This is a genomic window from Lentzea fradiae (genome assembly GCF_900100955.1).
Taxonomy (GTDB): Bacteria; Actinomycetota; Actinomycetes; order Mycobacteriales; family Pseudonocardiaceae; genus Lentzea; species Lentzea fradiae.
Genome location: NZ_FNCC01000006.1, coordinates 326658 through 352654 on the forward strand (window position 1 = coordinate 326658; position 25997 = coordinate 352654).

Below are 25997 nucleotides of genomic sequence, written 5' to 3' on the forward strand. Positions count from 1 at the left end.
CCGATTCCGCCTGGGAGGGACCGTGACTCTCGCACTCGCGCCTCGTCGCACCGTGCTCGCCGACTTCGTGCCGGGGGCGCTCGTCCGCGACCTGGGCCTCATCGCCGCCGGAGCCGTCTTCACCGGCCTGGCCGCGCAGGTGGTGCTGCCGATCCCCGGCAGCCCGGTCCCGCTGACCGGCCAGACGTTCGCGGCGCTGCTGGTGGGCGCCTCCCTCGGCTGGCAGCGCGGCGCCACGTCGATGCTGCTGTACCTGATCGCGGGCGTCGCGGGCGTGCCGTGGTTCCAGGGCGGCTCGTCCGGCGTGCCGGTGTCGCTCGGCTACGTCGTCGGCTTCGTCTTCGCCGGTGCCCTGGTGGGCTACCTGGCCGGGCGCGGAGGTGACCGCACCCCGGTGCGGGTGATCGGCACGATGGTGCTGGGCAACCTGGTGATCTACTCGGTCGGCGTGCCGTGGCTGATGGCCATGACCGGCATGTCGTTCGCGAAGGCCGCGGCCGTCGGCGTGCTGCCGTTCCTGCTCGGCGACGCGCTGAAGATCGCGCTGGCCGCGGGCGTGCTGCCGGGAGCCTGGGCGCTGCTGCGCCGCCGGTAGTTTGGACCAGGTGATCACACCTGGGGAGTACTTGGAGTTCTTGGACGCGCGCCTGCCCGGTTCCGTGGTGGGCGCGCATCTTTATGGCTCGCACGTGCTGGACGACGTCGTGGCGGGCTCGGACCTCGACATCGTGGTCGAGGTGTCCTCGGCCGTTGACGTGCCCGCGTACGACGGAGCGGACGTCGCGGTCGTGCTCGCGGGTTCGCTGGAGAAGCCCGTCTTCGACGTGACGCCGCTGGCCGGTGAGGTCACTCCCGTGTTGTGGGCGCAGCTGCGGACCGTCGGTCGGACCGTGCGCGGCGCACGGCCTTCGTGTCCCGGCACGGATGCCGACGTCGAGGCGTACTGCCGCGACAACCTCGTCAGCTACTGGAAGCTGGACTTCGACAGGTTCCGCGGCGTTCTCCCCTCCCTGGCCCCGCAGACGCCGGTCCCGCGCGACACCCTGCTGTGGGTCGGCCTCGGCCCTGCCCGGCTGTGGCACACGATCAGGACCGGGGAGATCGTCGGCAAGTCCCGCGCCGGTGAGCTGGCCGCCGCCCGGTGGCCGGACCTGCCGATCCTGGACTTGGTCGCGTCGCGACGAGGCGCCGACGTGCCGCTGACGGTGGCGCACGCCGCCGCGTCGCTGGAGCTGTTCGACCGCATCCTCGCCGACGTGACGGACTGACTCCGTCCCCGAGTCCGGGCGGGGACTGTCGGACCTGACGGGTACGGTCTTCCCCGTGCCTGAAGTTCCCCCCACCGTGAGCCTCCTCGAAACCGCCGTCCGCGCCGTCGGCGGTGCCGAACGTCCTGGTCAGGTGGAGATGGCCGAGGCCGTCGACCACTCGATCCGCACGGGTGAGCACCTCGCGGTCCAGGCCGGGACGGGCACCGGCAAGTCGCTGGCCTACCTGGTGCCCTCGATCCGGCACGCGGTGGCCGAGGACGAGACCGTGGTGGTCTCGACGGCCACGATCGCGTTGCAGCGGCAGCTGGTCGACCGCGACCTGCCCCGGCTGTCCAAGGCGTTGAAGAAGGAGCTGGGGCGGGAGCCGACGTTCGCGATCCTCAAGGGGCGGCGCAACTACCTGTGCATGCACCGGGTCCACAACGGGGCGCCGGAGGAGCCGGAGGACGACGCGTTGTTCGACCCGTTCGCCGTCTCGAAGCTGGGGCGCGAGGTGAAGCGGCTGCACGAGTGGTCGTCGGACACCGAGACCGGCGACCGCGACGAGCTGGTGCCCGGTGTCAGCGAGCAGGCGTGGCGGCAGGTCTCCGTCACGGCCAGGGAGTGCCTCGGCGTCAGCAAGTGCCCGATCGGGTCCGACTGCTTCGCGGAGCGGGCGCGGGCGGAGGCGGGCAAGGCCGACGTGGTCGTCACGAACCACGCGATGCTCGCGATCGACGCGCTGGAGGGCTACCAGGTCCTGCCCGACCACGACGTGGTGGTGATCGACGAGGCGCACGACCTGGTCGACCGCGTCACGTCGGTGGCGACGGAGGAGCTGAGCGGCTCCAGCGTCGCGACGGCCGCGCGGCGGTGCGGCAGGCTGATCGACCAGGACGTCGCGGACCGGCTCGCCGAGGCGGGCGACGGCCTCGCGATGATCCTGGAGGACATGCCGGCGGGGCGTCTGGACGCTCTGCCGCGCGCGCTGGCCGGTGCGCTCGCCGCGACGCGGGACGCCGCGCACAACTGCGTGTCGGCGATGGGACCGGAGCGCAAGGAGGACCCGGACGGGGCGACGGCGCGCAAGCTCGCGCTGGCGCTGCTGGAGGAGGTCCACGACTGCGCGGTGCGCATCCTGGAGGCGTTCGACGAGGAGCGCGACGTCGTGTGGGTGTCGGGCGACTTCCAGCAGAAGGCGCCGACGCTGCGGGTCGCGCCGCTCGGGGTGGGCGGGCTGCTGCGCGAGCGGCTCTTCGCCAAGCGCACCACCGTGCTGACGTCCGCGACGCTCACGCTCGGCGGCGCGTTCGACGCGATGGCGCGCCAGTGGGGCCTGCCGCCGTCGGAGAAGGTCCGCAAGATCGAGGGCGCGGCGACGGACAAGGACCTCGACGGTCCGAAGTGGACAGGGCTCGACGTCGGGTCGCCGTTCCAGCACGCGTCGAGCGGAATCCTCTACGTGGCAAGGCATCTGCCGCAGCCGGGCCGCGACGGGCTGCCGCAGGAGTACCTCGACGAGATCGAGGGGCTCGTCAACGCGGCCGGTGGGCGCGCGCTCGGGTTGTTCTCGTCGATGCGCGCGGCCAAGCAGGCCACGGAGGCGTTGCGGGACAAGCTGGAGCACCCGATCCTGTGCCAGGGCGACGACGCGACCGGCCTGCTGGTCAAGAAGTTCGCGGAGGACGAGCGCTCGTGCCTGTTCGGGACGCTGTCGCTGTGGCAGGGCGTGGACGTGCCGGGACCGAGCCTACAGCTCGTGATCATGGACCGCATCCCGTTCCCGCGCCCGGACGACCCGCTGGCCTCCGCCCGGCAGAAGGCGGTGAGCTCGCGGGGCGGCAACGGCTTCCTGACCGTCGCCGCCACGCACGCCGCCCTGCTGATGGCCCAGGGCGCCGGCCGGTTGCTGCGCTCGATGTCGGACAAGGGCGTGGTCGCCGTTCTCGACCCGCGCATCGCCACGGCCCGCTACGGCGGCTTCATCAGGGCCTCCCTCCCCCCGTTCTGGACGACCTACGACCCCGAGGTGGTCAGGGCCGCCCTCAAGCGCCTGGACGCCGCCCAGCAGAAGTAGACCCAGCAGAAGTAGTGCCGCCGAGCCGTTCGAGCAGCTCGTCCCGGAACGCCTCGGCCTCGTCGCGTTCCGGGGACGGCTCGGCCCGGCGCAGCGCGCCTTCGAGGATCTTCAACGCCTGCCGCTCGTCGCCGCGCGCGTCTGCCTGCCGTGCCGCGTTCTCCATGGCACGGGCCAGCGGGGTGCGCGCCTCGGGTTCCTGAGTGGCCTTGTTGACCCGGATCCAGTTGCCGCCGGGGTCGATGACGCTGAACCCGGTGTAGCGGTCGTTGCGCAGCCGGGGCCGCGTCATCCGCGGGATGCCGGACACGAGCACTTTCCCGTGCACGGCGCGCATTCCCGCCGCGAACGCCTCGAACAACGGCCCGGTGTCCTCGACTATCACGACGCACGTGCTGTGCGACTGCTCCGGGACGTGTCCGTCCAGCTCGTAGAAGTGCAGGTTGATGTCTTCGCGTTGCAACGCGACGTACGGGTTCGGCCGCGTCTGCCGATAGGTGACCGAGAAGCCGAGCATCTCGTAGAACGACGCGGTCTCGTCGATGGAAACACAGGGCAGGAGCGGGATTGTCAGTTCGTTCGCCATCGCCCGAAGCTAAGCCCGGCACCGTCGAAACGACACCGAGCTATTTGCTCATGCGAACAGCAGAGCGAGTCCGCCCAGCAAGAACAACGCCGACACGACGGCGATCGCGAGCACCTTCCCCCGCGACGTCTGCGCGTGTTTCAGCGCGATACCCAACGGGCCGATTCCAGCCACGACAACTCCTTTCGACGGCATGACAACAACTGCGCGCAACGCCCCGAACGCCACCGGCAACGGCGACATGCCAAGCTCTTGCGCACCAAGGACATCCGCTTCCCACTGCTCGCGATACCGGTCGTCACCGATGACGGCCGCGGCGAACCGCACCAGCAGCAACGCCGCCCTCATTGCGCCGCCCTCGGCACGAACCGCGGCTCCGGCGACGTCCTGGCGGCGACGACCCGGCGCGCTTCCGCCGCCCCGTCCGCCGTCAGCCGGTACATCCGCCGGCGAGGCCCGCGCCGCTCGGCGTCGTCGTCCCACGACGACGTCACCCAGCCCGCCCGTTCCAGCCGGTCCAGCAACGGGTAGACGCTGCCGGACGGGCGCCCGGTCAGCTTGATGATCTCCAGGCCCCAGCGGGGTTCCTCGGCGCCGAGCAGCACCTGAAGGACGTCCACCGTGGCCTTGCCGATGCGTTGCAGTGGCTCCACGCCACTAAGGCTACCTATGTAGATTAAGCCGGGCAAGCAGTTCCTCGCGGAACTCCAGCGCCGACTCCCGCTCCTCCTCCGAGGCGTGCACCTCGCGTGCCAGCGCCCCTTCGAGGATCTTCAACGCCTGCCGCTCGGCCCCGTGCGACCCCGCCAGCGTCACGGCGTTGCGCAACGCGCGGGTCAGCCCGTTGCGCACCGGCTCGTTCTCCCGCACGGACGGCACGACCCTGATCCAGTTGCCGCCGGGGTCGACCACCAGGAACCCGTCACGTCGCGGCCGGGTCATCCGCGGGATGCCGGTGAGCAGCACCCGTCCGTAGACCGTGCGCATCCCGGCGGCGAACGCGTCGTACAGCGACCGCGGGTCCTCGACCTGGATCAGGCACGAGCTGTACGACTCCGCGGGCTCGTGGCCGGGCCGGGCGAAGAAGTGGAGGTCGACGTCCTCCCGCCGCACCGAGAGGTACTCGGTCGGCCGGTACTGCCGGTACGTGACCGTGAACCCCAGCATCACGTAGAACTCGGCTACCTCGTCGATGGAGGCGCACGGTAACAGCGGGATCGTCACCTCGTTGGCCACGCCGCCACGCTAGACCCACTGATCAGCCGTCGACCAGCAATCCGCGTAACGGACCCTGCAACCTTCCGGCCCGCCGGGACACCCCTGGCAGCGACGTCACGCGCGCCGGCACCTCCAGGGCAGGGCGCCACATGGTGTCCACGACCTCGTGCACGGGGGCCGACACGTCACCGTCGAGGCCCTCCAGGTGCTCCGCCCACAGCCGCAGCCGAGTCGCGCGGACCACCGCCTCGTCGTCGGTCACGACGTTGACCTCGGTGTCGTTGAACAGCGAGTGCTCGTTGAGGTTGGCCGAGCCGACCGACATCCACTTGTCGTCCACAATGGACAGCTTCGCGTGCACGTAGACGGGTGCGTCACCGTGCGAGATCAGGGTCGCGGCGAGGACGTGGCCGCCCTGGTCCGCGTCGAGCAGGCGGCCGAGCTGACCGCGGGTGGTGTCGGCGCCGTTGCTGGGCTTCTGCGGCAACAGCAGCACGACCCGGAAGTCCGGCGACGGCGGGTCGCTCAGCTTCTCCAGCAGCACCTCGGTGATCTCCGGCGACCACAGGAACTGGTTCTCCACGTAGACGAACGACTCCGCCGCCCGGAACGCCCGCAGGTACGAGTCGAGCAGGCTGAAGTCGCCGTGCGGCGCGAAGCCGTAGGTGCGTTCGGGGATCGTGCGCACCAGCTGCACCGACGACGGCCCTGCCTCCGGCGGCACCTCGGGCGGCGGCAGGGTCTCCCCCGCGATCTCCAGCCAGCGCGCGGCGAAGTGCGCGGCCACCTCCGAGACGACAGGGCCCTCCAGCCGCGCGATGTGGTCGTGCCAGCCGAGGTCGCGCGGCGGGTGGTCCGGCGAGTCGTGGCGGTCGCCCTCCACGGCCGTCATGTCGAGCCCGCCGACGAACGCCACGTCGTCGACGATCACGATCTTCTCGTGGTGGCAGTGCAGGGTCCGTTCCCGCGCGTCGAGCTCGCAGCGGACGGCACCGCACTCCAGGAACTCCTTCTGCGCCGCCATCGCCCGCTTGCGCGTCGGCTCGAAGAACGGCACGGGCGGGCCCGCCCACAGCAGGACCCGCACCGGCACCCGTTCGGCCGCGGCGGACAGCAGCTCGCGCAGCTGCGGCGCGCCCGGCTCGCGGGTCAGCCGGAAGTCGGGGGACGCGTGCCAGTTCGCGATGTGCACGTACTTCTGGGCGCCCTCGATCGCCTTGGCGATCTCCGGGAACGCGTTGGCGCCGTCGACGAGCACCTCGATGCGGTTGCCGTGCTGCACCGGCCGGCGCGGGGTGAACCACCCCGCGCCGTCGCCTTCGAGCACGTCGCCCCAGCCCAGCCGCCGCAGTCTGCGCGTGTGGTGGGAGCACAACAGGTTCTCCAGCCCGTCACCGAGCCGGGCGTCGAGAACGTCCAGTAAGCCCACGAGACGCGGGTTTACCCGTTCCGGGCGGTTCTAAACGGCGAGCACCGTCGTGGTTCCCGGCTCGACCTCGGTGAACCCGGCATCCCGCACCGCCACGACGTCACCGCCGCCGACCAGTGAGTCCCACTCCTCCACGGACGGCGTCCGCACGGCACACCGGTAGTCGAGCGCGGCCCACGCCTTCAGCTCCGTCTCCGGCAGCGTCGGGGCGAGCAGCATCGACGCGTGCCCGACCTGGGCCGCGAGCTTCCCGGCGGACATCTCGACCCGCGGATTCACGTACAGCAGCCGCGCGCCCTCGGGAACGGGCCCCGGCTCGTCCACCGGGAGGTCCGACCCGGAGATCTGCAGCTTCGCGACCTCCCGCGGCGTCTCCGTCACCAGGACGGGCAGCAGCGACCGCACCGACGCCCCGTCCACGGTGGTCGTCACGCCCGGCAGGCCCTGCACGGCCTCCCACTGCGCCCCCCGTGCCCGCCGCGCCACCTTGCGGATCCGCCCGGCCACCCAGGCGCGCACCGCCTCGTGCCACTCCCCGCCCACGTCGGCACGCGGGTCGAGGCACACCGCGACCGCCGACGCGGCGGCGGCCTCCAGCAGCGCCGTCCGCGACGGCGGGTCGACGCGTTCGATGCGCAGCACCATCGGCATCGCGCGGACTTCGGCCTCCTCGGAGTAGTTCCGGGAGGCGATCAGGTCGAGGATCATCACAGCCGCGTCAGCTCCAGGCCGTCGGCGGCGTCCGCGGCCTCCACCTCGGCACGCGTGATGCCGAGGATGAACAGCACCGCGTCCAGGTACGGGTGGGACAGGGCGGCGTCGGCGACCTCACGCAACGCGGGCTTCGCGTTGAACGCGATGCCGAGGCCCGCCGCGCTCAGCATGTCGATGTCGTTCGCGCCGTCACCGACCGCGACGCACTGCGCGAGCGACACGCCGACCTCCTCGGCGAACCGGCGCAGCGCCACGGCCTTGCCGGGCCGGTCGACGATCTCGCCGACGACCTTGCCGGTCAGCTTGCCGTCCACGACCTCCAGCGTGTTCGCGGCGCAGAAGTCGAGCTGCAGCTCGTCCGCCAGGCCCGTGATCACCGACGTGAAGCCGCCGGACACGACGCCGCAGAAGAACCCGAGCCGCTTCAGCGTGCGGATCGTCGTGCGGGCACCGGGCGTGAGCTCCAGCGTCGCGGCGACCTCGTCCAGCACCTTCGCGTCGAGGCCCTCCAGCAACGCCACCCGCCGCCGCAGCGACTCGGCGAAGTCGAGCTCACCGCGCATCGCGGCGTCGGTGATCTCGCGCACCTGCTCCTCGCACCCGACGTGCGCGGCCAGCATCTCGATCACCTCGCCCTGGATGAGCGTGGAGTCGACGTCGAACACGACGAGCCGCTTCGCGCGGCGGGTGAGGCCCGCCCGTTCCACCGCGATGTCGAGACCCACCCGGCCGGACACCTCGGCGAGTGCCAGACGCAGCTCCGCGTCGTTCTCCATCGTGTCGTCGGCGACGGAGACCCGCAGCTCCAGACCCGTGACCGGGTAGTCGGCGACACCGCGGATCGCGTCGATGTTCACGCCCAGCGACGCGAGCCTGCGCGCCACCTCCGTGAACGCCTTCGCCGTCACCGGGCGGCCGAGCACGATCAGCACGTGCGACGACTCCAGCCGCGCCGAGCGCTTCGAGTCCGCCCCGATCTCGATCTCCACCTGCATCGAGACGGTCGCCATCGCCTGCTCGACGGCCTCCTGCAGGCCCTCGGGGTCCTTCTCGGTGGAGACCAGCGCTCCGAGCACCAGCCGTCCCCTGATCACCACCTGCTCCACGTCGAGCACCTCGACGCCGTGCCGGGTCAGCACGGCGAAGAGCACCGAGGAGACACCGGGCTTGTCGGGGCCGGTCACGGTGATGAGCACGGGCGTTTTCACGTGGTCGTCTCCTCGTCAGACGCGATGAGCCCCGACCGCGCGCGGCAGCCGGGGCTCATCGTTGAACCTGTTACTCGCAGGTTACTTGTCGTGCTCCGAGTCGTCCTTCTCGGACGCCGTACCCGACTTGATCGCGGACGCGGCCATCTCGGAGAGAGCCGGCGGCGCGTCCTTGTGCGGGACCGCCTTGCCGGTGAAGGTCACGTGGCCCTCGGTCCGGATGCGCTCGATCATGTGCGGGTAGTGCAGCTCGAACGCCGGGCGCTCCGAACGGATCCGGGGCAGCTCGGTGAAGTTGTGCCGCGGCGGCGGGGACGACGTCGCCCACTCGAGCGAGTTGCCGTAGCCCCACGGGTCGTCGGCCGTGACGACCTCGCCGAACCGGTACGACCGGAAGATGTTCCAGATGAACGGCAGCGTCGACGCGCCCAGGATGTAGGCACCGATCGTCGAGACCATGTTGAGCGTCGTGAAGCCGTCCGTCGGCAGGTAGTCCGCGTACCGGCGCGGCATGCCCTCGTTGCCCAGCCAGTGCTGGACGAGGAACGTCGCGTGGAAGCCGAGGAACGTGGTCCAGAAGTGCAGCTTGCCGAGCGGCTCGTCGAGGAACCGGCCGGTGATCTTCGGGAACCAGAAGTAGATGCCGGCGAAGGTCGCGAACACGATCGTGCCGTAGAGCACGTAGTGGAAGTGCGCGACGACGAAGTACGTGTCGGACACGTGGAAGTCGATCGCGGGCGCGGCCAGCAGGACGCCGGAGAGACCACCGAAGAGGAACGTGACGATGAAGCCGATCGAGAAGAGCATCGGCGTCTCGAACGTCAGCTGGCCCTTCCACATCGTGCCGATCCAGTTGAAGAACTTCACACCGGTCGGGACCGCGATGAGGAACGTCATGAAGGCGAAGAACGGCAGCAGCACGGCGCCGGTCGCGTACATGTGGTGCGCCCACACCGCGACGGACAGGGCCGCGATGCCGAGCGTCGCGTAGACGAGGCCGTTGTAGCCGAAGATCGGCTTGCGGCTGAACACCGGGAAGATCTCCGACACGATGCCGAAGAACGGCAAGGCGACGATGTAGACCTCGGGGTGCCCGAAGAACCAGAACAGGTGCTGCCACAGGATCACACCGCCGTTGGCGGGGTCGAACACGTGCGCCCCGAGGTGGCGGTCGGCGAGCAGGCCGAGCAGCGCCGCGGTCAGGATCGGGAACGCGAGCAGCACGAGCACCGACGTCACCAGGATGTTCCAGGTGAAGATCGGCATGCGGAACATCGTCATGCCGGGCGCGCGCAGGCAGACCACCGTGGTGATCATGTTGACCGCGCCGAGGATGGTGCCGAGACCACCGACCACGAGGCCGGAGATCCACAGGTCGGCGCCGACGCCGGGCGAGTGGATCGCGCTGCTCAGCGGCGTGTACGCGAACCAGCCGAAGTCGGCGGCGCCACCGGGGGTGACGAAGCCCGCCATCACGATCAGGCCGCCGAAGAGGTACAGCCAGTACGAGAAGGCGTTGAGCCGCGGGAACGCCACGTCGGGCGAGCCGATCTGCAGCGGGAGCACGAAGTTCGCGAAGCCGAAGACGATCGGCGTCGCGTACAGCAGCAGCATCACGGTGCCGTGCATCGTGAAGAGCTGGTTGAACTGCTCCTGGCTCAGGAACTGCATCCCAGGCCGGGCGAGCTCGGTCCGCATCAGCATGGCCATCGCGCCGCCCACCATGAAGAAGGCGAACGAGGTGACCAGGTACATGATGCCGATTTGCTTGTGGTCCGTGGTGCGGAACATCCGCAGCAGGAAGGACCCCTTGACCGCAGTGCGCGTCGGATAAGGACGCGTTGCGATCGGCTGCGGGGCTACGGCCGTCACGGTGCCTCCAGGCCTTGGTGGGACCAGTCGTTCGGAAACTCACCGGGATAGTAGACGGAGCCGATCAGCTCCATTCGGGTGGGCTGGGGCCGCTGGCCAGCGGCGTAGCGCAGGTCACACGTATCCTGCCGCCGTGCTCCGGTTGATCGTCGTCGCGTCCGTCCTGTTGCTGACTGCCTGTGGCAGCCCGGCTACGCACAACTCGGCGGACGTGGCGTTCGCGCGGGGCATGGTGCCCCACCACGAGCAGGCGCTGGAGATGAGCGACCTCGTCGCGGCGCGCACGGACAACCCACACGTGATCGACCTCGCGAAGCGGATCACGGCGGCGCAGAAGCCCGAGATCGACCGCATGAACGGCTGGCTGGCGGCGTGGAACGCGCCCGTCGAGGCGTCGGCGGGCGGGCACTCCGGCGGCCACGGCCTGGTCGACCTGGGCGACCTCGCCGACCTGGACGACACCGAGTTCGACCGCCAGTGGCTGTCGCTGATGATCCAGCACCACCGCGGGGCCGTGAAGATGGCGCGCGAGCACCTGTCCGCCGGTACCGACCCGGAGGCCCGCAAGCTCGCGCAGGACGTCGTCGCGCAGCAGGAGAAGGAGCTCGCGGAAATGGAGTCGCTGCTCCCGCAGGGCTGATGCCAGCCTGATCGGCATGACCTCCGCCGCTGTGTGTGCCGCCGTGTCGTTCGCCTCTTCGCACGGTGTGGTGTGCACGGACCCGGTCGTGCTGAAGAACGGCAGCAACGTCATCGTGCACCTGCGCCCGGTCCCGGTGGTCGCGCGGATCGCCGCACGCACGGCTCTGGTGCGCCCCGCGGTGGCCGGGCACTTCGCCCGCGACCTGGCGGTGTCGGCGTTCCTCGCCGGTCGCGGCGTGCCGGTCGTGACGCCGTCCGAGGAGCTGCCCGCGGGCCCGCACACGACGGACGGGTTCGTGATCTCGTTCAGCACGCACGTCCCGCACTTCCCGGACGTCGAGCTGTCCCGCGCGGACGTGCTGAAGCTGTTGCCCGGCCTGCACGCCGAGCTGCGGCACTACCCCGGCGAGCTGCCGTCACGGGGACCGCTGGACGACATCGACAACACCCTCAGGTACCTCGAAGACGCGGGCGTTCCGGACTTGGAGCCCTTCCAAGCACGGCGGGACGAGCTGCTGCGGGCGTGGGACGCCCACTACGACGGTGTCCAGGCGCTGCACGGCGACTCCCACGACGGCAACCTGCTGATGACCTCGTCCGGCCCGGTCTGGAACGACTTCGAGGACACCTGGCGCGGCCCCGTCGCGTGGGACGTGGCCTGCCTGGCGGGTGCGCGCGGCGAAGAAGCCGCCCGGCGCGCCGCGGATCTGTACGGCGGCGAGGCGGCTTCTTCGAACGTCGAGTACTGGCTCGAGGTGCGCGTGCTGTTCGGCACGCTCTGGGGCGTGCTGATGGACCGCGGTTAGGCGCGGCGCCTGCGCATCACGAGGAGCACGGCGGCACCGGCGGCCACGAGCGCGGCACCGAGCCCGAGCATCCACGCGGACCCGAACCCGGTCGCGGCGAGCTCGTCCTGGTCGGCGACCGGCACCGGCGCGGCGGTGGTCGTCGTCGTGGTCACGGGCTGCTCGGAGGACGACGTGGTGGTCGTCGCAGGCGTCGACTCGGTGGTGGTCTCGGTGGCCGGCGTCGACGTGGTGGTCGTCGTCGTAGTGGTGGTGGTCGTGGTCGTCGTGGTGGTGTCCTTGACGCCACAGCCGAACCAGTGGCTGATGTCCGGGAGCTTCCCGCCGTTGTTGAACGGCGCCCGCAGCTCGTTCCACGGCAGCTCTTCGAGCTTGTCCGCCAGGTAGACGTTGAACGCGGGGCCGCCCTTGACCACGAGACCCGTGATCGTGATGCCCTCGGGCCCGGCCGTGATGTTCAGGTGCTTCTGGTTGTCGCCACCCGTGTAGGTGAAGAGGTTCGGGTGCACGGTCTCGCCGGTCAGCCCACCGACGGTGCACGCCTCGGGGTGGTTGATATCGACGTTCTTCAGGAACGCCGTCGCGCGCTCGTCGTCGGTGGTCGGCGTGCCCGGCTGGGCGCCGGCCGTGGTGGCGAGGGTCAGCGTCGCGAGAGCGGCGACGGCGGCCGAGGCGAACAGGCCGGCTCTTCGCAGTGGCGTGAGGCGCATCGGGTTACTCCGTGAGGGTTGGCGGATGCGGCGATCTAAGACGATCGACGTCGCCCGAATGGGTTAGATGACGATCAACTTGAGGCTTGTGGCCGATTCGTTATTGATCCGTTAAGCGGAGTGCGGGCGCCCGGACGCCAAAAGGGCCGGCCACACGGGCCGGCCCTTCGGGGATCACACGCGGTTCCTCAGTCGTCTGCGCCGCTCTCGGCGACACCGAGGAAAACTGTCCCGCCATTGGGCATGCGCCGGAACCAGTCGACAGAGGTGACCGGCTGACCGATCACCGGCCCGACGCCCGCGGGCAGGTGGGGAACAGGAACGCCGGCGCCGGCGGGGAGGTCCGGTCGGCGATTGATCTGGCTCGGGGTGGTCATCGTTCCTTCTTGTTCGGATGTTCGCGAACGCACGGCGAGCGGGAGACCTCGGCAACGCGAGACCGGTAAACGGCATCGCACTTGCCACTTCCCGCATGTCCGGAGGTGCGTTCTCGAACCGATGGCGACTGACTGTCAACATCGCGCGCCCGCCCAGTGCCAAGCCTGAGGGTGCGTCGCATCCCGGCTGATCGGGATGCGAAAGCCTACATCGGCCCGCAACCCCCTTCACCTGCGGCGGCGTCCGCCCGGCGACTCTCGGTCACCACAGCGGAGCCGAAGATTCCACTTCAGGGTCAACAACGGAAACAGATTTTGCATCAGATTCCATTGAGGAGCGTCGGAACTTCTTCCTACTCGCAAAGGCGCGTACCAGGGCACCGCCGTTCAGTGACGCCGGGGACACCCCAGTCACACCATTGGTGACGCGTGATCCACCCGGTCGTGCGCCGCGACTCGATCCGAAGAGCGGGCATCACGCCGCCGGCTCGACGAGCGACGCCGCCATGAGGAAGTGGAGTGCGACGGTGAGGCGTCCCGGGACACCGGAATCCGCGCCCCACACCGGCACCGCGGCCGACAGAAGCCGGCCGAACGACAGGGGCGACTCGTCGTCGAGGCGCGCCAGCAGCCAGCTCGCGTCGGAGTCGAGCCAGAAGATCTCCGGCGGCCGTCCCGGCCTCGCAGCCACCGCGCGGCCCGTGCCCGCGACGTCGAACCGCACGTCGTCCAGCACGCGAAAGCTCACGTGGTGCTCCATCGGCCTGCCCCGGTCGGCCTTCACCGGCTCGGCGGCCGGCACCCCGGTGAGCGCACCGAGCAGCCAGCGAGCGTCCGGCTGCAGGTCGCCGGTGTGGGCGAGCAGCCAGCGGCCGATCTCGTCCGCCCGTTCCCGCGCCTTCGGCAGCAGGGAGAGCGGGCCGGCCGGCTCGTCCCCGGCGACCAGCGCGAACTGGGCGAGGCAACTGTAGGCGTGCCAGGCGGCGAACGTCTGTTCCAGCGGCCAGCGTGCGTGCGACCACGAGTTCTCGAAGAACTCGGCGTCCTCGGCGTGCGCGTCGAGAAACTGCCGAGTGATGGCGAGGTCGAAGAACTTCTCGTGCGCGCCCTCGTGCACCAACGCCTCGGCGACCTCCATCGGCGTGGACGGCTCGTTGATCAGCACGATGCCGGGCACATACCTCGACGACGCCGAGATGACGCCACCGGAGGTTTCTTTCGCGAGCACGGTCACCATCGACACATGCGCGAGCAAGTCCTCCGCTGTCTCCGGTGCCAGCTTGCGCAGCAGACCGACGCCGTCGGCCACCAGCTGTGCCGCCGCCTCGAACCGGTCGCCGTCGTCCTCGGTCAGCGGCCTCGGTGACGCACCGGGTGGCGCGACGATCCGCAGCGGCGCCTCGATCAGCTCTGCGGTGCGCGGGTCCGCCACGAGCGGCAGTCCCGCGTCTCGCACGCGCACGGTCGCGACGCGGCGCAGCAGGTCCAGGTCGAGCTCGCCCTTCCCGGCGAGCGCTCTGCCGATCTCGTAGCGGACGATCGGGTGGTCGAGGAGGTTGTCCGACAACCCCGAGCCCTGGGTGAACAGGCGGACCGCGAGGCGGTACAGAGTGCGCCGCTCGTCCACCAACGCTTCCGCGGGGGCGATGGCGGCATGCAGGACATGCGCGCTCGCCGTGGGTGAACCCATCACCGAACCGATCTCGTGTGTCGACGTCCCCCGACGCTGATGATCGAGAACTGTACTGACCCGGCCTCGCTCGCCGAGCCCGACAGGCCGAACGGACCGGTGCCCGTGTCGTGACGCGACGACCCGAGCACCGGTTTCTCAGCCGAACAAGATGCTCGTCACGTTCACGAAGCCGACGACGGCGAGCGCGATGACCGACACGGCGACCATCGTGAGCACGGTGCGCCAGCCGATCGCGGTGACGGCGACGGCGACCGCTGCGGCTATTCCGAGTGCACTCCCTGCGGACATGTCGTACCCCTCCCGACTGAGCGAGCCCGCGCTCCCAGGTGTGGGCGGTCCTGGGCGTCTCGCCTGAACCCAGGATCCCGCGCTGTAGGTTGTCTGTCAACGGTTGTAAGGTTGCCAGACAAGTTGCAAGCAGACCGCGAGACACCTACGCTGGACCGATGCCCGCCGACGAGGCCCCTTCCGGGGAGAGCTGGTCGCTCTCGCCGGACTCACGACGCCCGCTGCCCGAACTCATCGAGCAGAAGCTCCGGGAGCAGATCATCGGCGGCACCCTCAAGGCGGGAGACCGCCTGCCCACTGAGCCGGAGCTGGCCCGCAAGCTCGACGTGGCGCGGTCGTCACTGCGCACCGCCCTGCAGCGGCTGCAGCTGCAGGGCATCGTCGAGGTCCGTCGCGGACTCGGCTGGTACGTCCGCCGCACCGACCTGACCGCCGTCGAGGAGAACCTGGAGGGCAGGCTCGCCGCCCGCCGCTTCTCCCCCACCGACCTGCTGGAGGTGCGGATCGCACTGGAGACCACGGCCGCGAGCCTGGCCGCGGTCCGCGCGGACGACGGCGAGCTGGACGAGCTGGCCAAGCTGAACCGCCGCTACGAGCGCGCCTCCGCCGATGACGTGCAGGAGGTGGTCGAGGCGGACGAGGAGTTCCACTCGGCGCTGGTCCGCGCGTCGCACAACGAGCTTCTGGTGCAGATGTACCAGGCGCTCGTACCCGGCCTTCAGGACTGCAAGCGGCACGCGCAGCCGAGCACCGGAGTCCACAACCGCTCGGCAAATGAGCACGATCAGGTGGTCTGGTTCCTGCGCAGGCACGACGAGGTGGGTGCCAAGAGCGCCATGACCACGCACCTGCTGGGCCTCTACGACGACCTGGCCACCGACAGCTCCGAGCCGCGGGCGACGATGAGCACCTACGTCGGCGTGTCGGACACGCCGATCTGGAACCGCTCACGCTGACCCTGCGCTGTTGTGACAAAAGGCGAACAGCTCTGGCGCCGCTGCCGCATCCCTCCCACCATGTAGCTACGACCGGTGGAGTGAGGGGGCGGGCGACGGGTGGAGGCTGCGCGCAAGCCCGCACTGGCGCTTGCTGTCGCGTCCGTCCTGATCCTCGTCGCCGCGGCGGATCTGGCCGCGGTGCTGTTGTGGCAACCGGCCTCACGCAGTCTGCTGCACGACGTGCTGGTGGTGTTCTGGCCGTTGCCGGCATTCGCCGGGTTCCTGCTCGGGACCTATGAGCTGTTCCTGCACAAACGCCTCGTCACAGAGCTCGGCAGGGTTTCCGGGCCTGGCATCGTGGAGCACCTCTTGCCGTCCGAGGTGCTTCGAGCGTTCCTCTCGTCCCTCTACGGCCAGAACGAAGCGAACAACGACGTGATCGCCGGCGTGCTGGGTGGCGACGGGCTGAGCCCGCGCAAGGACGACCTGACGATCAGCACCGACACCACGGTCAAGCTGGAGCTGCAGGGCATCGACGCGAAGACCTACCACCTGCGGACGACTCAGCGATACCGGTTCCGCCACGACGTCCCCACCGACCGGTTCGTCATCTTCGCGACCTCGAACGCCACTCTGCGGGACACGATCAGCGCCGCCTGCCGGCACCCGTTGTTCGAGCTGTACTTCATCCCGGACCCGGCGTTGTTCCTGGAGTCCGTGGACGACCTGCGTCATTCCACCCGGATCGCGATCGACTACCTCGACCACGAGGGACAGCCCCGCTCGGCGGAACCCAGCCAGATCCCACCGGTCGAGGTCCGTTTCGACAGGTGGTCGAACTACCTGACGTTCTTCCGCGAGGCAACGGGTCCGCTGGGCAAGCTCAGCCCGCTCGACCACACGAGCGACCTGCGGATTCTGGAGTGCGACCTCAGCGACATCGCGGAGGACCACGTGGTGCGCGCGGTCCGCGGGCTCACCGTGTGGTCACGCACCTTGCAGCGCACCAACGACGGGTTCTGCTACTGGCAGTCGCCCTATCCGTCCTTCGTGGACACGATCGGTCTCGACGCGAGAGCCTTGGAGGTCGAGGAGTCCCCCAGGTACGAGTTCCGGGTCATGCCGTTCACCTTCCGGTCCGCGACGGCCGCCGCACGGTGGCTCGAGGCGGGTGAGCTGGGTGACCTCGACGTGCGGTCCTGGCTGCTGCCAGGACACGGGGTCGCCCTGTTGTGGCGAGAGGCGACGACCTGAGTCACCAGTTGGCGATCACGCCTTGTCCTTGCACGATCCACTTGTCGAGCCGCAGCGCCAGGTAACCCTCGTTGTCGTCGAGGATCAGCGTGTCGACGCTGCCGATGAAGACCTGGATCCACACCTTCTTCCGGCAGACGCGCACGAGCTCCCGCATGTCGAACGTGATGGTCCTGGCGAACATGGGGCGGTCCGCGTACCACCACGCTCCGGGCACTTCGAGGTCCTGCGACCAGTGGGCGTGCTGCCTGACGCGCACGAACTCGGTGTCCTCGTGGCTGAGATCCGCGTGGAAGAGCACGATGTCGGAGTTCTTCAACCTCACCGGCGGCGAGATGTACTTTCGAACGGCGGGGGCCGGCACCCTCCTGAACGCGACCGGTCTCGTGACGCCGCCGCCTGTTTCCACGTAGCACTCGAGCTTCTCGCCGAACTCCTTCGCGTCCTTCTCGAACGAGGTCGAGCCGGCGAGGGTCGACGCGTCGAACAGTTCGGGGCAGGCGTCGGAGAGCGCGGTCGTGTGCGTCGGCGACGAGGTCACGGCGATCAACAGCGGCCCTCTCGGCATCGTCATCTCGTACCTGGAGCTGATGTGCACGGTCTGACCATCGATGCGTTCGGCTCGTATGGTGACCGACACGTCGTGGTAGGCAGGCCGGGATGACAGGACCACTGAAGCCAGCGAAGACTTGTCGCCACCACCTGGGACGTGCCGTTCGAGAGCGGTCGTCACGAGTTCCTCGGGACTCGTCGACTCCAGCACCAGCCGTCTGGTGGCGGAAGCGGTCACGGAGCTGGTGTCGTGCCGGATCGAGTCGAGCTTGCGGTTCATGTCCAGCAACAGGTCGCGGTGCTCCCGGGTCCTCGCCCATTCGAAGTAGATCGAGATGAGCAGCACCAGGACGAGGTCCTTGGTGACGGACGCGAGACTCCGCGCCACGGCGTCACCGGCTTCCGGGTTGAGCACCGCGGACACGATGACTCTCGGAACCGGCGTGTTGATGAGCGCGATCGTGGCCAGCAGGCTCCCGAAGTAGACGGGCACGCGGGAGCGCATCGCCCGCTCACTTCCGCATCGCGCGATGCCGTGCCGCCTCGTCGAGGGCGGGCCGCTCCGGCGTCGCGAGGTCGCGGGAGATCATGACGGCCTCCTCCGTGCCGAAGACCTGGAGGTTATCGAGGAGGCCGGCCGGGCGGCGCCTGCCAGGCGGGTGAGCGCGGCTTGCAAGCGGACGCAAGAAATTGCGTACACTTGCGTCATGACGCAACGGAGGCTGGCCGAGGTCGCGGCCAAGGTCGGGGTCAGCGAGGCGACCGTCAGCCGGGTGCTGAACGGCAAGCCGGGGGTCTCGGACGCCACCCGCAGCGCCGTCCTCACCGCGCTCGACGTGCTGGGGTACGAGCGGCCCACGCAGCTGCGCGGGGAGCGGGCGCGGCTGGTCGGGCTGGTGCTGCCGGAGCTGCAGAACCCGATCTTCCCGGCGTTCGCGGACGTGGTCGGCAACGCGTTGGCGCAGCGGGGTTTCACGCCGGTGCTGTGCACCAGGACGGCCGGTGGGGTGACCGAGGCCGAGTACCTGGAACTGTTGCTGGAGCAGCACGTCAGCGGCATCGTGTTCGCCGGCGGGCTGTACGCGCAGAAGGACGCGAGCCACGGGCACTACCAGCAGATGATGTCGCGCAAACTGCCCGCGGTGCTGGTCAACGCCGCCATAGACGATCTGGCGTTCCCGCGGGTGTCGTGCGACGACACGGTGGCGGTGGAGCAGGCGTACGGGCACCTGACGTCGTTGGGGCACAGGCGGATCGGGGCCGTGCTCGGGCCGCCGGACCACGTGCCGAGCCTGCGGAAGCTGGAGGCGATCGAGCGGTGCGGCGGCGCCGACGTCGAGCACGCCATGTTCAGCCTGGAGGGTGGGCAGGCGGCGGCGACGAAGCTGGTGCAGCGCGGCGTCACGGCGATCCTGTGCGCGAGCGACCCGCTGGCGCTCGGTGCGATAAGGGCCGTGCGGCGTGCCGGGTTGGACGTGCCCAAGGACGTGTCGATCATCGGCTATGACGACTCCGCGTTCATGACCTGCACTGATCCGCCTCTGACGACGGTGCGGCAGCCGATCGAGGCGATGGGGCGGGCGGCCGTCGAGCTGCTGGCGAACCAGATCTCCGGCAACGCCGTGGCGCCCGACGAGCTGTTGTTCGAGCCCGAACTGGTGGTGAGGGCGTCCAGCGCACCGGTGCGGTAACGCAGTCGACTTCTTGCGAGTTTTCGTCTGGATATTGCGTTCAGATGTAACGGGGACTTATGGTCGCCGTCACATCGACGCGCTCGCGAGAAGGGCGGCCCCACCATGAAGAAGTCCGCTGCTGTGCTGCTTGCCGGTGTTCTGGCCGTGGGCACGGCTGCCTGTGGGAGCGATTCCACGTCCGAGGCCGGTGGCAAGGTCGTGCTCGACATCAACGGCCAGCCGCCGCAGACCCAGGCGTTCGACCGCAAGGTCTTCGACGAGGACGTGGCGGAGTTCGAGAAGCAGAACCCGGACATCGACCTCGTGCCGCACGAGGGGTTCATGGACCCGAAGACGTTCTCCGCCAAGCTCGCCGGCGGCCAGCTCGAGGACGTCTTCTACGTCTACTTCACCGACCCGGCGGCGCTCATCGCCAGAAGGCAGGCCGCCGACCTGACCGACTACGTCAAGGACGTCCCGCACTACGACGACATCAAGCAGGAGCTCAAGGACGTCTTCACCGTCGACGGCAAGGTGTACGGCTTGCCGACGGCCAACTACACGATGGGCCTGCTCTACAGCCGCCCGAACTTCATCAAGGCAGGACTCGACCCGAACTCGCCGCCGAAGACGTGGGACGAGGTGCGCGCCGCCGCCAAGAAGCTCAAGGACGCCGGTGTCACCGGGTTCGCCGAGTACAGCAAGAGCAACCAGGGTGGCTGGCACTTCACCGCGTGGATGAAGTCCGTCGGCGGTGACATCGCCCGCAAGGACGGTGACAAGTACGTCGCCGACTTCAACAACGACAAGGGCCAGGAAGTCCTGCGCAGGCTCAAGGAGATGCGCTGGGACGACAACTCCATGGGCGAGAAGCAGCTCCTGGAGATCGGCGACGTGCAGAACATGATGGGTGCCGGTCAGCTCGGCATGTACCTCGCGGCGCCGGACAACGTGGCCGCGATCGTCAACCAGTTCAAGGGCAAGTACGAGGACTACGGACTGGCGGCGATCCCCGGGCAGAAGGGCACCCTGCTCGGCGGCGAGGGCTACATGATCAACCCGAAGGCCACGCCGGAGAAGATCAAGGCCGGGCTGAAGTGGGTCCAGTGGAAGTACCTCAACCCGGACCGCCTCGAGCAGAACCTGCGGACCTACAAGGACCGCGGCCAGCCCGTCGGCCTGCCGATCCCGCCGATCGCCGACATCTGGACCGGTGAGACGCGCGAGAAGCAGGAGGCGCTGAAGGCCCAGTACGCCACGATGCCGGTCGAGAACTTCCAGTCCTACGTGGACGGTGCGGAGCAGACCAAGGGCTCGCTCGAACCGCCGCAGGCGCAGCAGGTCTACGCGATTCTCGACAGCGTCGTGCAGGCCGTGCTGACCAACGCCGACGCCGACCACGGCACCCTCCTCAAGGACGCGGAGACCAAGGTCAACGCCGTCCTGGCGCAGGTGAAGTGAGTGCGGCGCCACGTCACCGCGTACGGCTTCCTGAGTGCCGCGCTGGTCGTCTTCGCGGTGTTCTCCTGGTTCCCGATCGTGCGCGGGGTGGTCCTGAGCTTCCAGCAGGTCAACTTCGTCACGAGCCCCGACTGGGTGGGCTGGGAGAACTTCGAGCGGCTGTTCGCGGACCCGCTGTTCGTGGTGGCGTGGCGCAACACCTTCTTCTTCACGGTTCTGGCCATGCTGATCGGCTTCGGCGTCCCGTTCGTCACCGCGGTGGTGCTGAACGAGCTGCGGCACGCCAAGGCGTACTTCCGGCTCCTGGTCTACCTGCCGGTGATGCTGCCGCCGGTCGTCACGGCCCTGCTGTGGAAGTGGTTCTACGACCCGGGACCCGGCCTGTTCAACTCCGTCCTGCGAGGACTCGGGCTGCCCACCGGCCAGTGGCTCGATTCGAGCGGCACGAGCATGATCAGCCTCGTCCTCGTCATCACCTGGGCGAACATGGGCGCGGCGACGCTCATCTACCTGGCGGCGCTGCAGACCATCCCCGGTGAGCTGTACGAGGCCGCGGACCTCGACGGCGCCGGGCTGCTCCGCAAGGTCTGGCACGTCACGATTCCGCAGACCAAGTTCGTGATCCTGATGCTGTTGCTGCTCCAGGTCGTCGCGACCATGCAGATCTTCACCGAGCCGTACATCATGACCGGCGGCGGCCCGGAGGAGTCGACGGTCACCGTGCTGCTCCTGCTCTACCGGTACGCCTTCTACTACAACGACTTCGGCACCGCGAGCGCGTTGAGCCTGATCCTGTTCGCGGTGCTGGGCGTCTTCTCCTTCCTCTACCTCAAGCTCACCAGGAAGGCCGACGCATGAGGACTCTGACGAAGGGCACCGGCCCGCTCTACTGGGTCGTCCTCACGGCCACGATCGTCGTGTTCACCGCGGCGTTCCTGCTGCCGCTGGTCTGGGTGCTGCTCGGCGCGTTCAAGCCGCCGGCGGAGCTGGCGCGGCAGCCACCGACGATCCTGCCGGAGACGTGGGAGCCGGGGGCCTACGCCGACGCCTGGAACTTCATGCAGCTCGGTCAGTTCTTCCTCAACACGTTCGTCGTCGCGATCGGCGCGTGGGCCGTGCAGATGGCGGTGATCGTGCCCGCGGCGTACGCGTTGTCGAAGCTGCGGCCACGGGGTGGCAACGTCGTCATGGGCCTGATGCTCGCGACGCTGATGCTGCCGTCGACGGCGGTGCTGGTGCCGGTGTACCTGACGCTCGTCGACCTCGGCCTGCTCAACAACCCCGCGGGCATCTGGCTGCCCGCCGCGGCGAACGCGCTGAACGTCTACCTGCTCAAGCGGTTCTTCGACCAGATTCCCGAGGAGCTGCTGGAGGCGGCCAGGATCGACGGCGCGAGCACGTGGACGACCCTGGTCAGGGTGGTCCTGCCGATCTCGCGGCCCATCCTCGCCGTCGTCTCGATCTTCGCGGTCGTGGCGGCCTGGAAGGACTTCATCTGGCCGCTGCTCGTGTTCCCCGACCCGGCGAAGCAGACGCTCAGCGTCGCGCTGCAGCGCTTCGCCCCGGACACCCCCGTCAACCTCCTGCTCGCGGGCCTCGTGCTCGCGAGCCTGCCGATGGTCGCGCTGTTCCTCGCGTTCCAGCGGCACATCCTCGCGGGGCTCACCGCGGGCGGCGTCAAAGGCTGAAAGGACACCAGATGAGTTGGTGGCGCAACGCATCCATCTACCAGGTCTACCTGCGCAGCTTCGCGGACGGCAACGGCGACGGCATCGGTGACATCGCGGGCCTGCGCGACCGGCTCCAGCACATCGCGGGCCTCGGCTTCGACGCGATCTGGCTCAACCCGTGGTACCCCAGCCCGCTCGCCGACGGCGGCTACGACGTGGCCGACTACCGCGACATCGAGCCGGTGTTCGGTTCGCTCGCCGACGCCGAGAAGCTCATCGCCGACGCGCACGAGCTCGGCATCCGGATCATCATCGACCTCGTCCCGAACCACTGCAGCGACCAGCACCCGTGGTTCAGGGACGGCCTGTGGGACCGCTTCCACATCCGCGACACCGAGGAGCTGCCGAACGACTGGAAGTCCCGGTTCGGCGGCCCCGCCTGGAGCAGGCTGGCGGACGGCCGCTGGTACCTGCACCTCTACGCCGCCGAGCAGCCGGACTTCAACTGGGAGAACCCGGTCGTCCACGAGGAGTTCGAGGACATCCTGCGGTTCTGGCTCGACCGCGGCGTCGACGGGTTCCGCATCGACGTCGCGGACGGGCTGGTCAAGGACTTCGGCAAGCCCGACGCCGAGCAGCCCTACTCCGACCAGGACGGCGTGCACGACATCTACCGGCGGTGGCGGCAGATCGTCGACTCCTACGACGGCGACCGCATTCTCGTCGGCGAGATGTGGCTGCCCGACCCGGAGCGGTTCGCGCGGTACCTGCGGCCGGACGAGATGCACAGCGCGTTCAACTTCGACTTCCTCTGCTGCCCCTGGAACGCCGGGGAGCTCAAGCGGGTCGTCGACAGCACGCTGGCCGCGCACGAGCCCGTCGGCGCGCCACCGACCTGGGTGCTGTCCAACCACGACGTGACGCGGCACGTGACCCGCTACGGCCGGGAGAAGACCGGTTTCTCGTTCGCCGACCGGCAGCACGGCGCCCCGACGGACTTCGAGCTGGGCACGCGCCGCGCCCGCGCGGCGATCATGCTCACCGCGGCGCTGCCCGGCGGCGTCTACGTCTACCAGGGCGAGGAGCTGGGGCTCTGGGAGGTCGAGGACCTGCCGGACGAGCTGCGCGAGGACCCGGTGTGGCACCGCTCCGGCTTCACCGACCGCGGCCGCGACGGCTGCCGCGTGCCGTTGCCCTGGTCCGCGCAGGACGGTCCGAGCTGGTTGCCCCAGCCGGAGAACTGGCAGGACTTCTCGGTCGCGGCCCAGACGGACGACCCCGGTTCGATGCTCTCCCTCTACCGCCGCGTGTTCGAGCTGCGCCGCGGGATCGCGGGCGACCTGGAGTGGCTCGACCTCGGTGAGGACGTGCTGGCGTTCAAGCGCGGCGGGCTGACGTGCGTCGTCAACCTCTCGGACGAGCCGATCGGCCTTCCCTCCACGCCGGCGCTGTCGAGCGTCCCGCTGGTGGACGGCAAGCTGCCGTCCGACGCCGCCGCCTGGATCTCCTGACGACGGGACCGGGGGCCTTCTCCAGCGAGGAGAAGGCCCCCGGACCTCACCTCGTGGCGTACGAGCCGTCGTCCACGTTGGTGCCGTAGACGCCCGTGTTCTTCACGACCTGTGCCGCGGTCGTGGCCTTCGGGCTCGCCTTCGACATCACGTCCTTCACCTTCTCCAGCACGTCGAGGAACTTCGAGACGAGCTTGGACAGGCTCCGGATGGTGCTGACGATCTTGTCGATCCACTCGCGGACCTTGTTGACCCACTTGACGACGATCCGGATGCCGTCGGCGACGATGCCGGGCGTGGCCAGACCAACGGTGATCACGGCGGCCGCGGCGGCCCTGATGAGGAACTGCACGAGCTCGCTCATCCCCGTCGCGATCAGGTCACGCACGGTCGCGCGGACCACGGCGACGGCCACGCCGGCACCGGTCAGCGCGACGCCCACGCCCTGGGCGGCGACCGACGCCGCCTTGATCGTCTCCGCTTCGAGCATCGCCACCGGCGTGTACGCGGCGATCGCCGCGCCCTGCCACGCGGCGGTGTCGGCCTGCACGACGCGCTTCATCTCGTCGGACGCCTTGCTCAGGTGGTCGCCGACGTTGCCCCAGGTCGCCGCGTTCTGGTGGATCGTCCCGGGGTCTCCCGCGAGGGCGTCGAGCATCTCCTTGAGCGGGTTGGTATTCTCGATGAACCACGCGAACGCCGAGCTGAGCAGGCTGCCGAACGGGTCGGCGATGAAGCCGAGGGCGTCGAGGCCGGCCGCGCCGACGTTGACACCGGCCTCCAGCCAGTCGCCGCGCTGCACGGCGGCGGCCGCGTCGGCGGCGGGCTCGACGATGCCGAGCCCGGTCAGGTGATCCAGACCATCGCTCTGCGCGGGCTGTGCGACCAGCGGATTGCTCATTTCCCGCCTCCCAGCTTCTCGATGATCTTGTGCATGTTCCCGCCGATCGCCTCGTCCACGGCGTCGTAGGTGTCGGCCATCCCGGTGACACCCGCCGACGTGGCGGCGACGACGGTCTTCGCGGTCGCGATGGCCGCGTGGCCCGCGGCCTCGATCGAGCCCATCAGGGGCAGCATGATCGGGCTGCAGAGGATGCCGTAGGCGGTGGACCCGCTGATGGTGGCCTGCGCCGCGGCCTGCTGCGCGACGCCGATCTGCTCGGCGACGCCGTCCAGCCTCCCGGCGTGCTCGCGCATGGCGATCGTGTGGACGTTGAACCCTCCCGCGGTCATGCGGTCACCACCCCTTCTGGTCGCGGGCCCAGTTGTGCCCCTGGAAGTCGTCGTCGTCGGTGGGCTGCGGGCCGCGGCGCGGCGGCTCCGGGGCCGGCGGCTCGGGCGGCGGCGGGAACTTCTCCTGCAGGCCGCCCACGATCGCGCCCATCGTCGCGGTGTCGCCGCCGAGGACGGGTTCCATCGCCTCGCGCATCCTGGTGGCGATCTGCGCCTGGGCCGACCGCATGAGGCCGAGGATCTCGGCCGACAGCTGCGCGGGCTGCTTGCGCAGGGCCGCCTCCGTCAGGTCGAGCGCCGTCACGTTGCCGCCGCTGTCGACGGTCACCGACACGGCGCCGTCCTGCGACCGCTGGGTGACCCGAACCTCGCGCGCGGCTTGGGTAATCTGGTCTGCCTGCCTCAGCTTGGCCTGGATCTGCTGGTCCCAGCTGCGCATCAGCGCTTCCGGGTCACCCGTGGTCGGATTCAAAGTCGTTCCCCTTGTGTAGATCTTCCGTTCCGTGACGACAGCGCCCTCGTCGTCCGAAGTGAACTGTCCGACAGCGACACCCCACCTCGTCCCCGCCGCCCGGTCGCCGGCACCCGGCGGACCGGCGGTGCCACTATCACCCAGAGCGCGAGCCCGGCCAAACCCGCGACCAGAGCCGTGCGGCACCTCTCCCTCTCGCCTGCCCGATCCGACGCCGGTCCGCCGCGTCCGGTTCCACCGTTTTCGCCGTGTCCGGTGACCACATCCAGGCGCGTCCGGACCCCGAATCGGGCATGTCCGTTCTACCCGACCAGGGCGAACGTGCCGCCAAGTCCGGCCAACCGGGCAAGAATCGGGCAAAAT

Annotated in this window: 28 protein-coding genes; 12 read left to right on the forward strand and 16 right to left on the reverse strand. The window is 69.4% G+C overall.

All coding sequences use genetic code 11. The features are described 5' to 3' along the window. Positions 1-22 precede the first annotated feature (22 nt). Genes BLT23_RS16120 through BLT23_RS16130 form a run of 3 tightly spaced genes read left to right on the forward strand, consistent with a single transcriptional unit; the run spans position 23 to position 3327 of the window. Positions 23-595: a biotin transporter BioY gene (locus BLT23_RS16120; RefSeq protein WP_245743989.1), complete on the forward strand. Its 573-nt coding sequence runs from the start codon at positions 23-25 to the stop codon at positions 593-595. Between the two features lie 10 nt (positions 596-605). Next, the gene (locus BLT23_RS16125) at positions 606-1268 is read left to right on the forward strand and encodes a nucleotidyltransferase family protein (protein ID WP_143035950.1); all 663 of its coding nucleotides are present in this window, start codon (positions 606-608) and stop codon (positions 1266-1268) included. Positions 1269-1323: 55 nt separating this feature from the next. After that, entirely contained in the window at positions 1324-3327 is a 2004-nt protein-coding gene (locus tag BLT23_RS16130) for an ATP-dependent DNA helicase (protein ID WP_483868418.1), read from the forward strand. Here the strand turns inward: BLT23_RS16130 and BLT23_RS16135 are convergent. The 8 genes from BLT23_RS16135 to ctaD form a co-directional block, all read right to left on the reverse strand. Further along, the gene (locus tag BLT23_RS16135; protein ID WP_090049978.1) at positions 3296-3913 is read right to left on the reverse strand and encodes a VOC family protein; all 618 of its coding nucleotides are present in this window, start codon (positions 3911-3913) and stop codon (positions 3296-3298) included. The genes BLT23_RS16130 and BLT23_RS16135 overlap by 32 nt on opposite strands. 48 nt (positions 3914-3961) lie before the next feature. Continuing rightward, positions 3962-4249, reverse strand: coding sequence for a hypothetical protein (locus BLT23_RS16140; RefSeq protein WP_143035951.1), 288 nt, complete (start codon positions 4247-4249; stop codon positions 3962-3964). 8 nt (positions 4250-4257) lie between these two features. After that, positions 4258-4566 (reverse strand): PadR family transcriptional regulator, encoded by a 309-nt coding sequence (locus BLT23_RS16145; RefSeq protein ID WP_090049981.1) that lies wholly within the window; start codon positions 4564-4566, stop codon positions 4258-4260. Between the two features lie 10 nt (positions 4567-4576). Further along, positions 4577-5149 (reverse strand): bleomycin resistance protein, encoded by a 573-nt coding sequence (locus tag BLT23_RS16150; RefSeq protein WP_090049983.1) that lies wholly within the window; start codon positions 5147-5149, stop codon positions 4577-4579. Positions 5150-5171: 22 nt separating this feature from the next. Further along, complete coding sequence (locus BLT23_RS16155) at positions 5172-6560, reverse strand: phospholipase D-like domain-containing protein (protein ID WP_090049985.1); 1389 nt, start codon at positions 6558-6560, stop codon at positions 5172-5174. Positions 6561-6590: 30 nt separating this feature from the next. Continuing rightward, a complete protein-coding gene (locus BLT23_RS16160) occupies positions 6591-7268 on the reverse strand; it encodes an aminoacyl-tRNA hydrolase (protein ID WP_090050426.1) in 678 nt (225 codons plus the stop codon). Further along, entirely contained in the window at positions 7268-8482 is a 1215-nt protein-coding gene (gene serB / locus BLT23_RS16165) for a phosphoserine phosphatase SerB (protein WP_090049987.1), read from the reverse strand. The genes BLT23_RS16160 and serB overlap by 1 nt, the downstream gene beginning before the upstream one ends. A gap of 81 nt (positions 8483-8563) precedes the next feature. After that, complete coding sequence (gene ctaD, locus BLT23_RS16170) at positions 8564-10354, reverse strand: aa3-type cytochrome oxidase subunit I (RefSeq protein WP_090049989.1); 1791 nt, start codon at positions 10352-10354, stop codon at positions 8564-8566. A gap of 133 nt (positions 10355-10487) precedes the next feature. On the opposite strand from ctaD, the gene BLT23_RS16175 reads away from it, so the two are divergent. Further along, positions 10488-10994, forward strand: a complete 507-nt coding sequence (locus BLT23_RS16175) for a DUF305 domain-containing protein (protein ID WP_245743990.1) — start codon at positions 10488-10490, stop codon at positions 10992-10994. Between the two features lie 16 nt (positions 10995-11010). Further along, on the forward strand, positions 11011-11802 hold the full coding sequence (locus tag BLT23_RS16180; protein WP_090049991.1) for a phosphotransferase: 792 nt from the start codon (positions 11011-11013) through the stop codon (positions 11800-11802). Here BLT23_RS16180 and BLT23_RS16185 read toward each other — a convergent pair. The 4 genes from BLT23_RS16185 to BLT23_RS40750 form a co-directional block, all read right to left on the reverse strand. Next, complete coding sequence (locus BLT23_RS16185; RefSeq protein WP_090049993.1) at positions 11799-12512, reverse strand: LPXTG cell wall anchor domain-containing protein; 714 nt, start codon at positions 12510-12512, stop codon at positions 11799-11801. The genes BLT23_RS16180 and BLT23_RS16185 overlap by 4 nt on opposite strands. A gap of 188 nt (positions 12513-12700) precedes the next feature. Then, positions 12701-12889 carry a hypothetical protein gene (locus BLT23_RS40040; RefSeq protein ID WP_143035952.1) on the reverse strand — a complete coding sequence of 63 codons (189 nt, stop codon included), beginning with the start codon at positions 12887-12889 and terminating at the stop codon, positions 12701-12703. Between the two features lie 475 nt (positions 12890-13364). Further along, the gene (locus tag BLT23_RS16190; protein ID WP_090049995.1) at positions 13365-14579 is read right to left on the reverse strand and encodes an aKG-HExxH-type peptide beta-hydroxylase; all 1215 of its coding nucleotides are present in this window, start codon (positions 14577-14579) and stop codon (positions 13365-13367) included. Positions 14580-14717: 138 nt separating this feature from the next. Continuing rightward, on the reverse strand, positions 14718-14870 hold the full coding sequence (locus BLT23_RS40750) for a hypothetical protein (RefSeq protein WP_176946772.1): 153 nt from the start codon (positions 14868-14870) through the stop codon (positions 14718-14720). 158 nt (positions 14871-15028) lie between these two features. On the opposite strand from BLT23_RS40750, the gene BLT23_RS16195 reads away from it, so the two are divergent. Together BLT23_RS16195 and BLT23_RS16200 are read left to right on the forward strand one after the other, a co-directional pair. Further along, the gene (locus tag BLT23_RS16195; RefSeq protein ID WP_090049997.1) at positions 15029-15826 is read left to right on the forward strand and encodes a FadR/GntR family transcriptional regulator; all 798 of its coding nucleotides are present in this window, start codon (positions 15029-15031) and stop codon (positions 15824-15826) included. A 99-nt stretch (positions 15827-15925) separates the two neighbouring features. Beyond that, the gene (locus tag BLT23_RS16200) at positions 15926-17062 is read left to right on the forward strand and encodes a hypothetical protein (protein ID WP_245743991.1); all 1137 of its coding nucleotides are present in this window, start codon (positions 15926-15928) and stop codon (positions 17060-17062) included. Position 17063: 1 nt separating this feature from the next. Here BLT23_RS16200 and BLT23_RS16205 read toward each other — a convergent pair whose 3' ends face one another. Then, the gene (locus tag BLT23_RS16205; RefSeq protein WP_090049999.1) at positions 17064-18119 is read right to left on the reverse strand and encodes a hypothetical protein; all 1056 of its coding nucleotides are present in this window, start codon (positions 18117-18119) and stop codon (positions 17064-17066) included. A gap of 202 nt (positions 18120-18321) precedes the next feature. On the opposite strand from BLT23_RS16205, the gene BLT23_RS16210 reads away from it, so the two are divergent. The 5 genes from BLT23_RS16210 to BLT23_RS16230 all read left to right on the forward strand — a co-directional run bounded on the left by BLT23_RS16210 (position 18322) and on the right by BLT23_RS16230 (position 23929). Beyond that, positions 18322-19305 (forward strand): LacI family DNA-binding transcriptional regulator, encoded by a 984-nt coding sequence (locus tag BLT23_RS16210; RefSeq protein WP_090050001.1) that lies wholly within the window; start codon positions 18322-18324, stop codon positions 19303-19305. Positions 19306-19410: 105 nt separating this feature from the next. Beyond that, on the forward strand, positions 19411-20748 hold the full coding sequence (locus BLT23_RS16215; RefSeq protein ID WP_090050003.1) for an ABC transporter substrate-binding protein: 1338 nt from the start codon (positions 19411-19413) through the stop codon (positions 20746-20748). Further along, positions 20749-21606 carry a carbohydrate ABC transporter permease gene (locus BLT23_RS16220; RefSeq protein WP_090050005.1) on the forward strand — a complete coding sequence of 286 codons (858 nt, stop codon included), beginning with the start codon at positions 20749-20751 and terminating at the stop codon, positions 21604-21606. It abuts the gene before it with no gap. Further along, positions 21603-22436, forward strand: coding sequence for a carbohydrate ABC transporter permease (locus tag BLT23_RS16225; RefSeq protein WP_090050006.1), 834 nt, complete (start codon positions 21603-21605; stop codon positions 22434-22436). The genes BLT23_RS16220 and BLT23_RS16225 overlap by 4 nt, the downstream gene beginning before the upstream one ends. Before the next feature lie 11 nt (positions 22437-22447). Continuing rightward, entirely contained in the window at positions 22448-23929 is a 1482-nt protein-coding gene (locus tag BLT23_RS16230) for a glycoside hydrolase family 13 protein (protein ID WP_090050008.1), read from the forward strand. A 46-nt stretch (positions 23930-23975) separates the two neighbouring features. Here the strand turns inward: BLT23_RS16230 and BLT23_RS16235 are convergent, their stop codons facing one another. Genes BLT23_RS16235 through BLT23_RS16245 form a run of 3 tightly spaced genes read right to left on the reverse strand, consistent with a single transcriptional unit; the run spans position 23976 to position 25634 of the window. Further along, a complete protein-coding gene (locus BLT23_RS16235) occupies positions 23976-24830 on the reverse strand; it encodes a hypothetical protein (protein WP_090050010.1) in 855 nt (284 codons plus the stop codon). Beyond that, a complete protein-coding gene (locus tag BLT23_RS16240) occupies positions 24827-25162 on the reverse strand; it encodes a type VII secretion target (protein WP_090050013.1) in 336 nt (111 codons plus the stop codon). The genes BLT23_RS16235 and BLT23_RS16240 overlap by 4 nt, the downstream gene beginning before the upstream one ends. Positions 25163-25166: 4 nt before the next feature. Then, positions 25167-25634 carry a YbaB/EbfC family nucleoid-associated protein gene (locus BLT23_RS16245; RefSeq protein ID WP_090050015.1) on the reverse strand — a complete coding sequence of 156 codons (468 nt, stop codon included), beginning with the start codon at positions 25632-25634 and terminating at the stop codon, positions 25167-25169. Positions 25635-25997 lie beyond the last annotated feature (363 nt).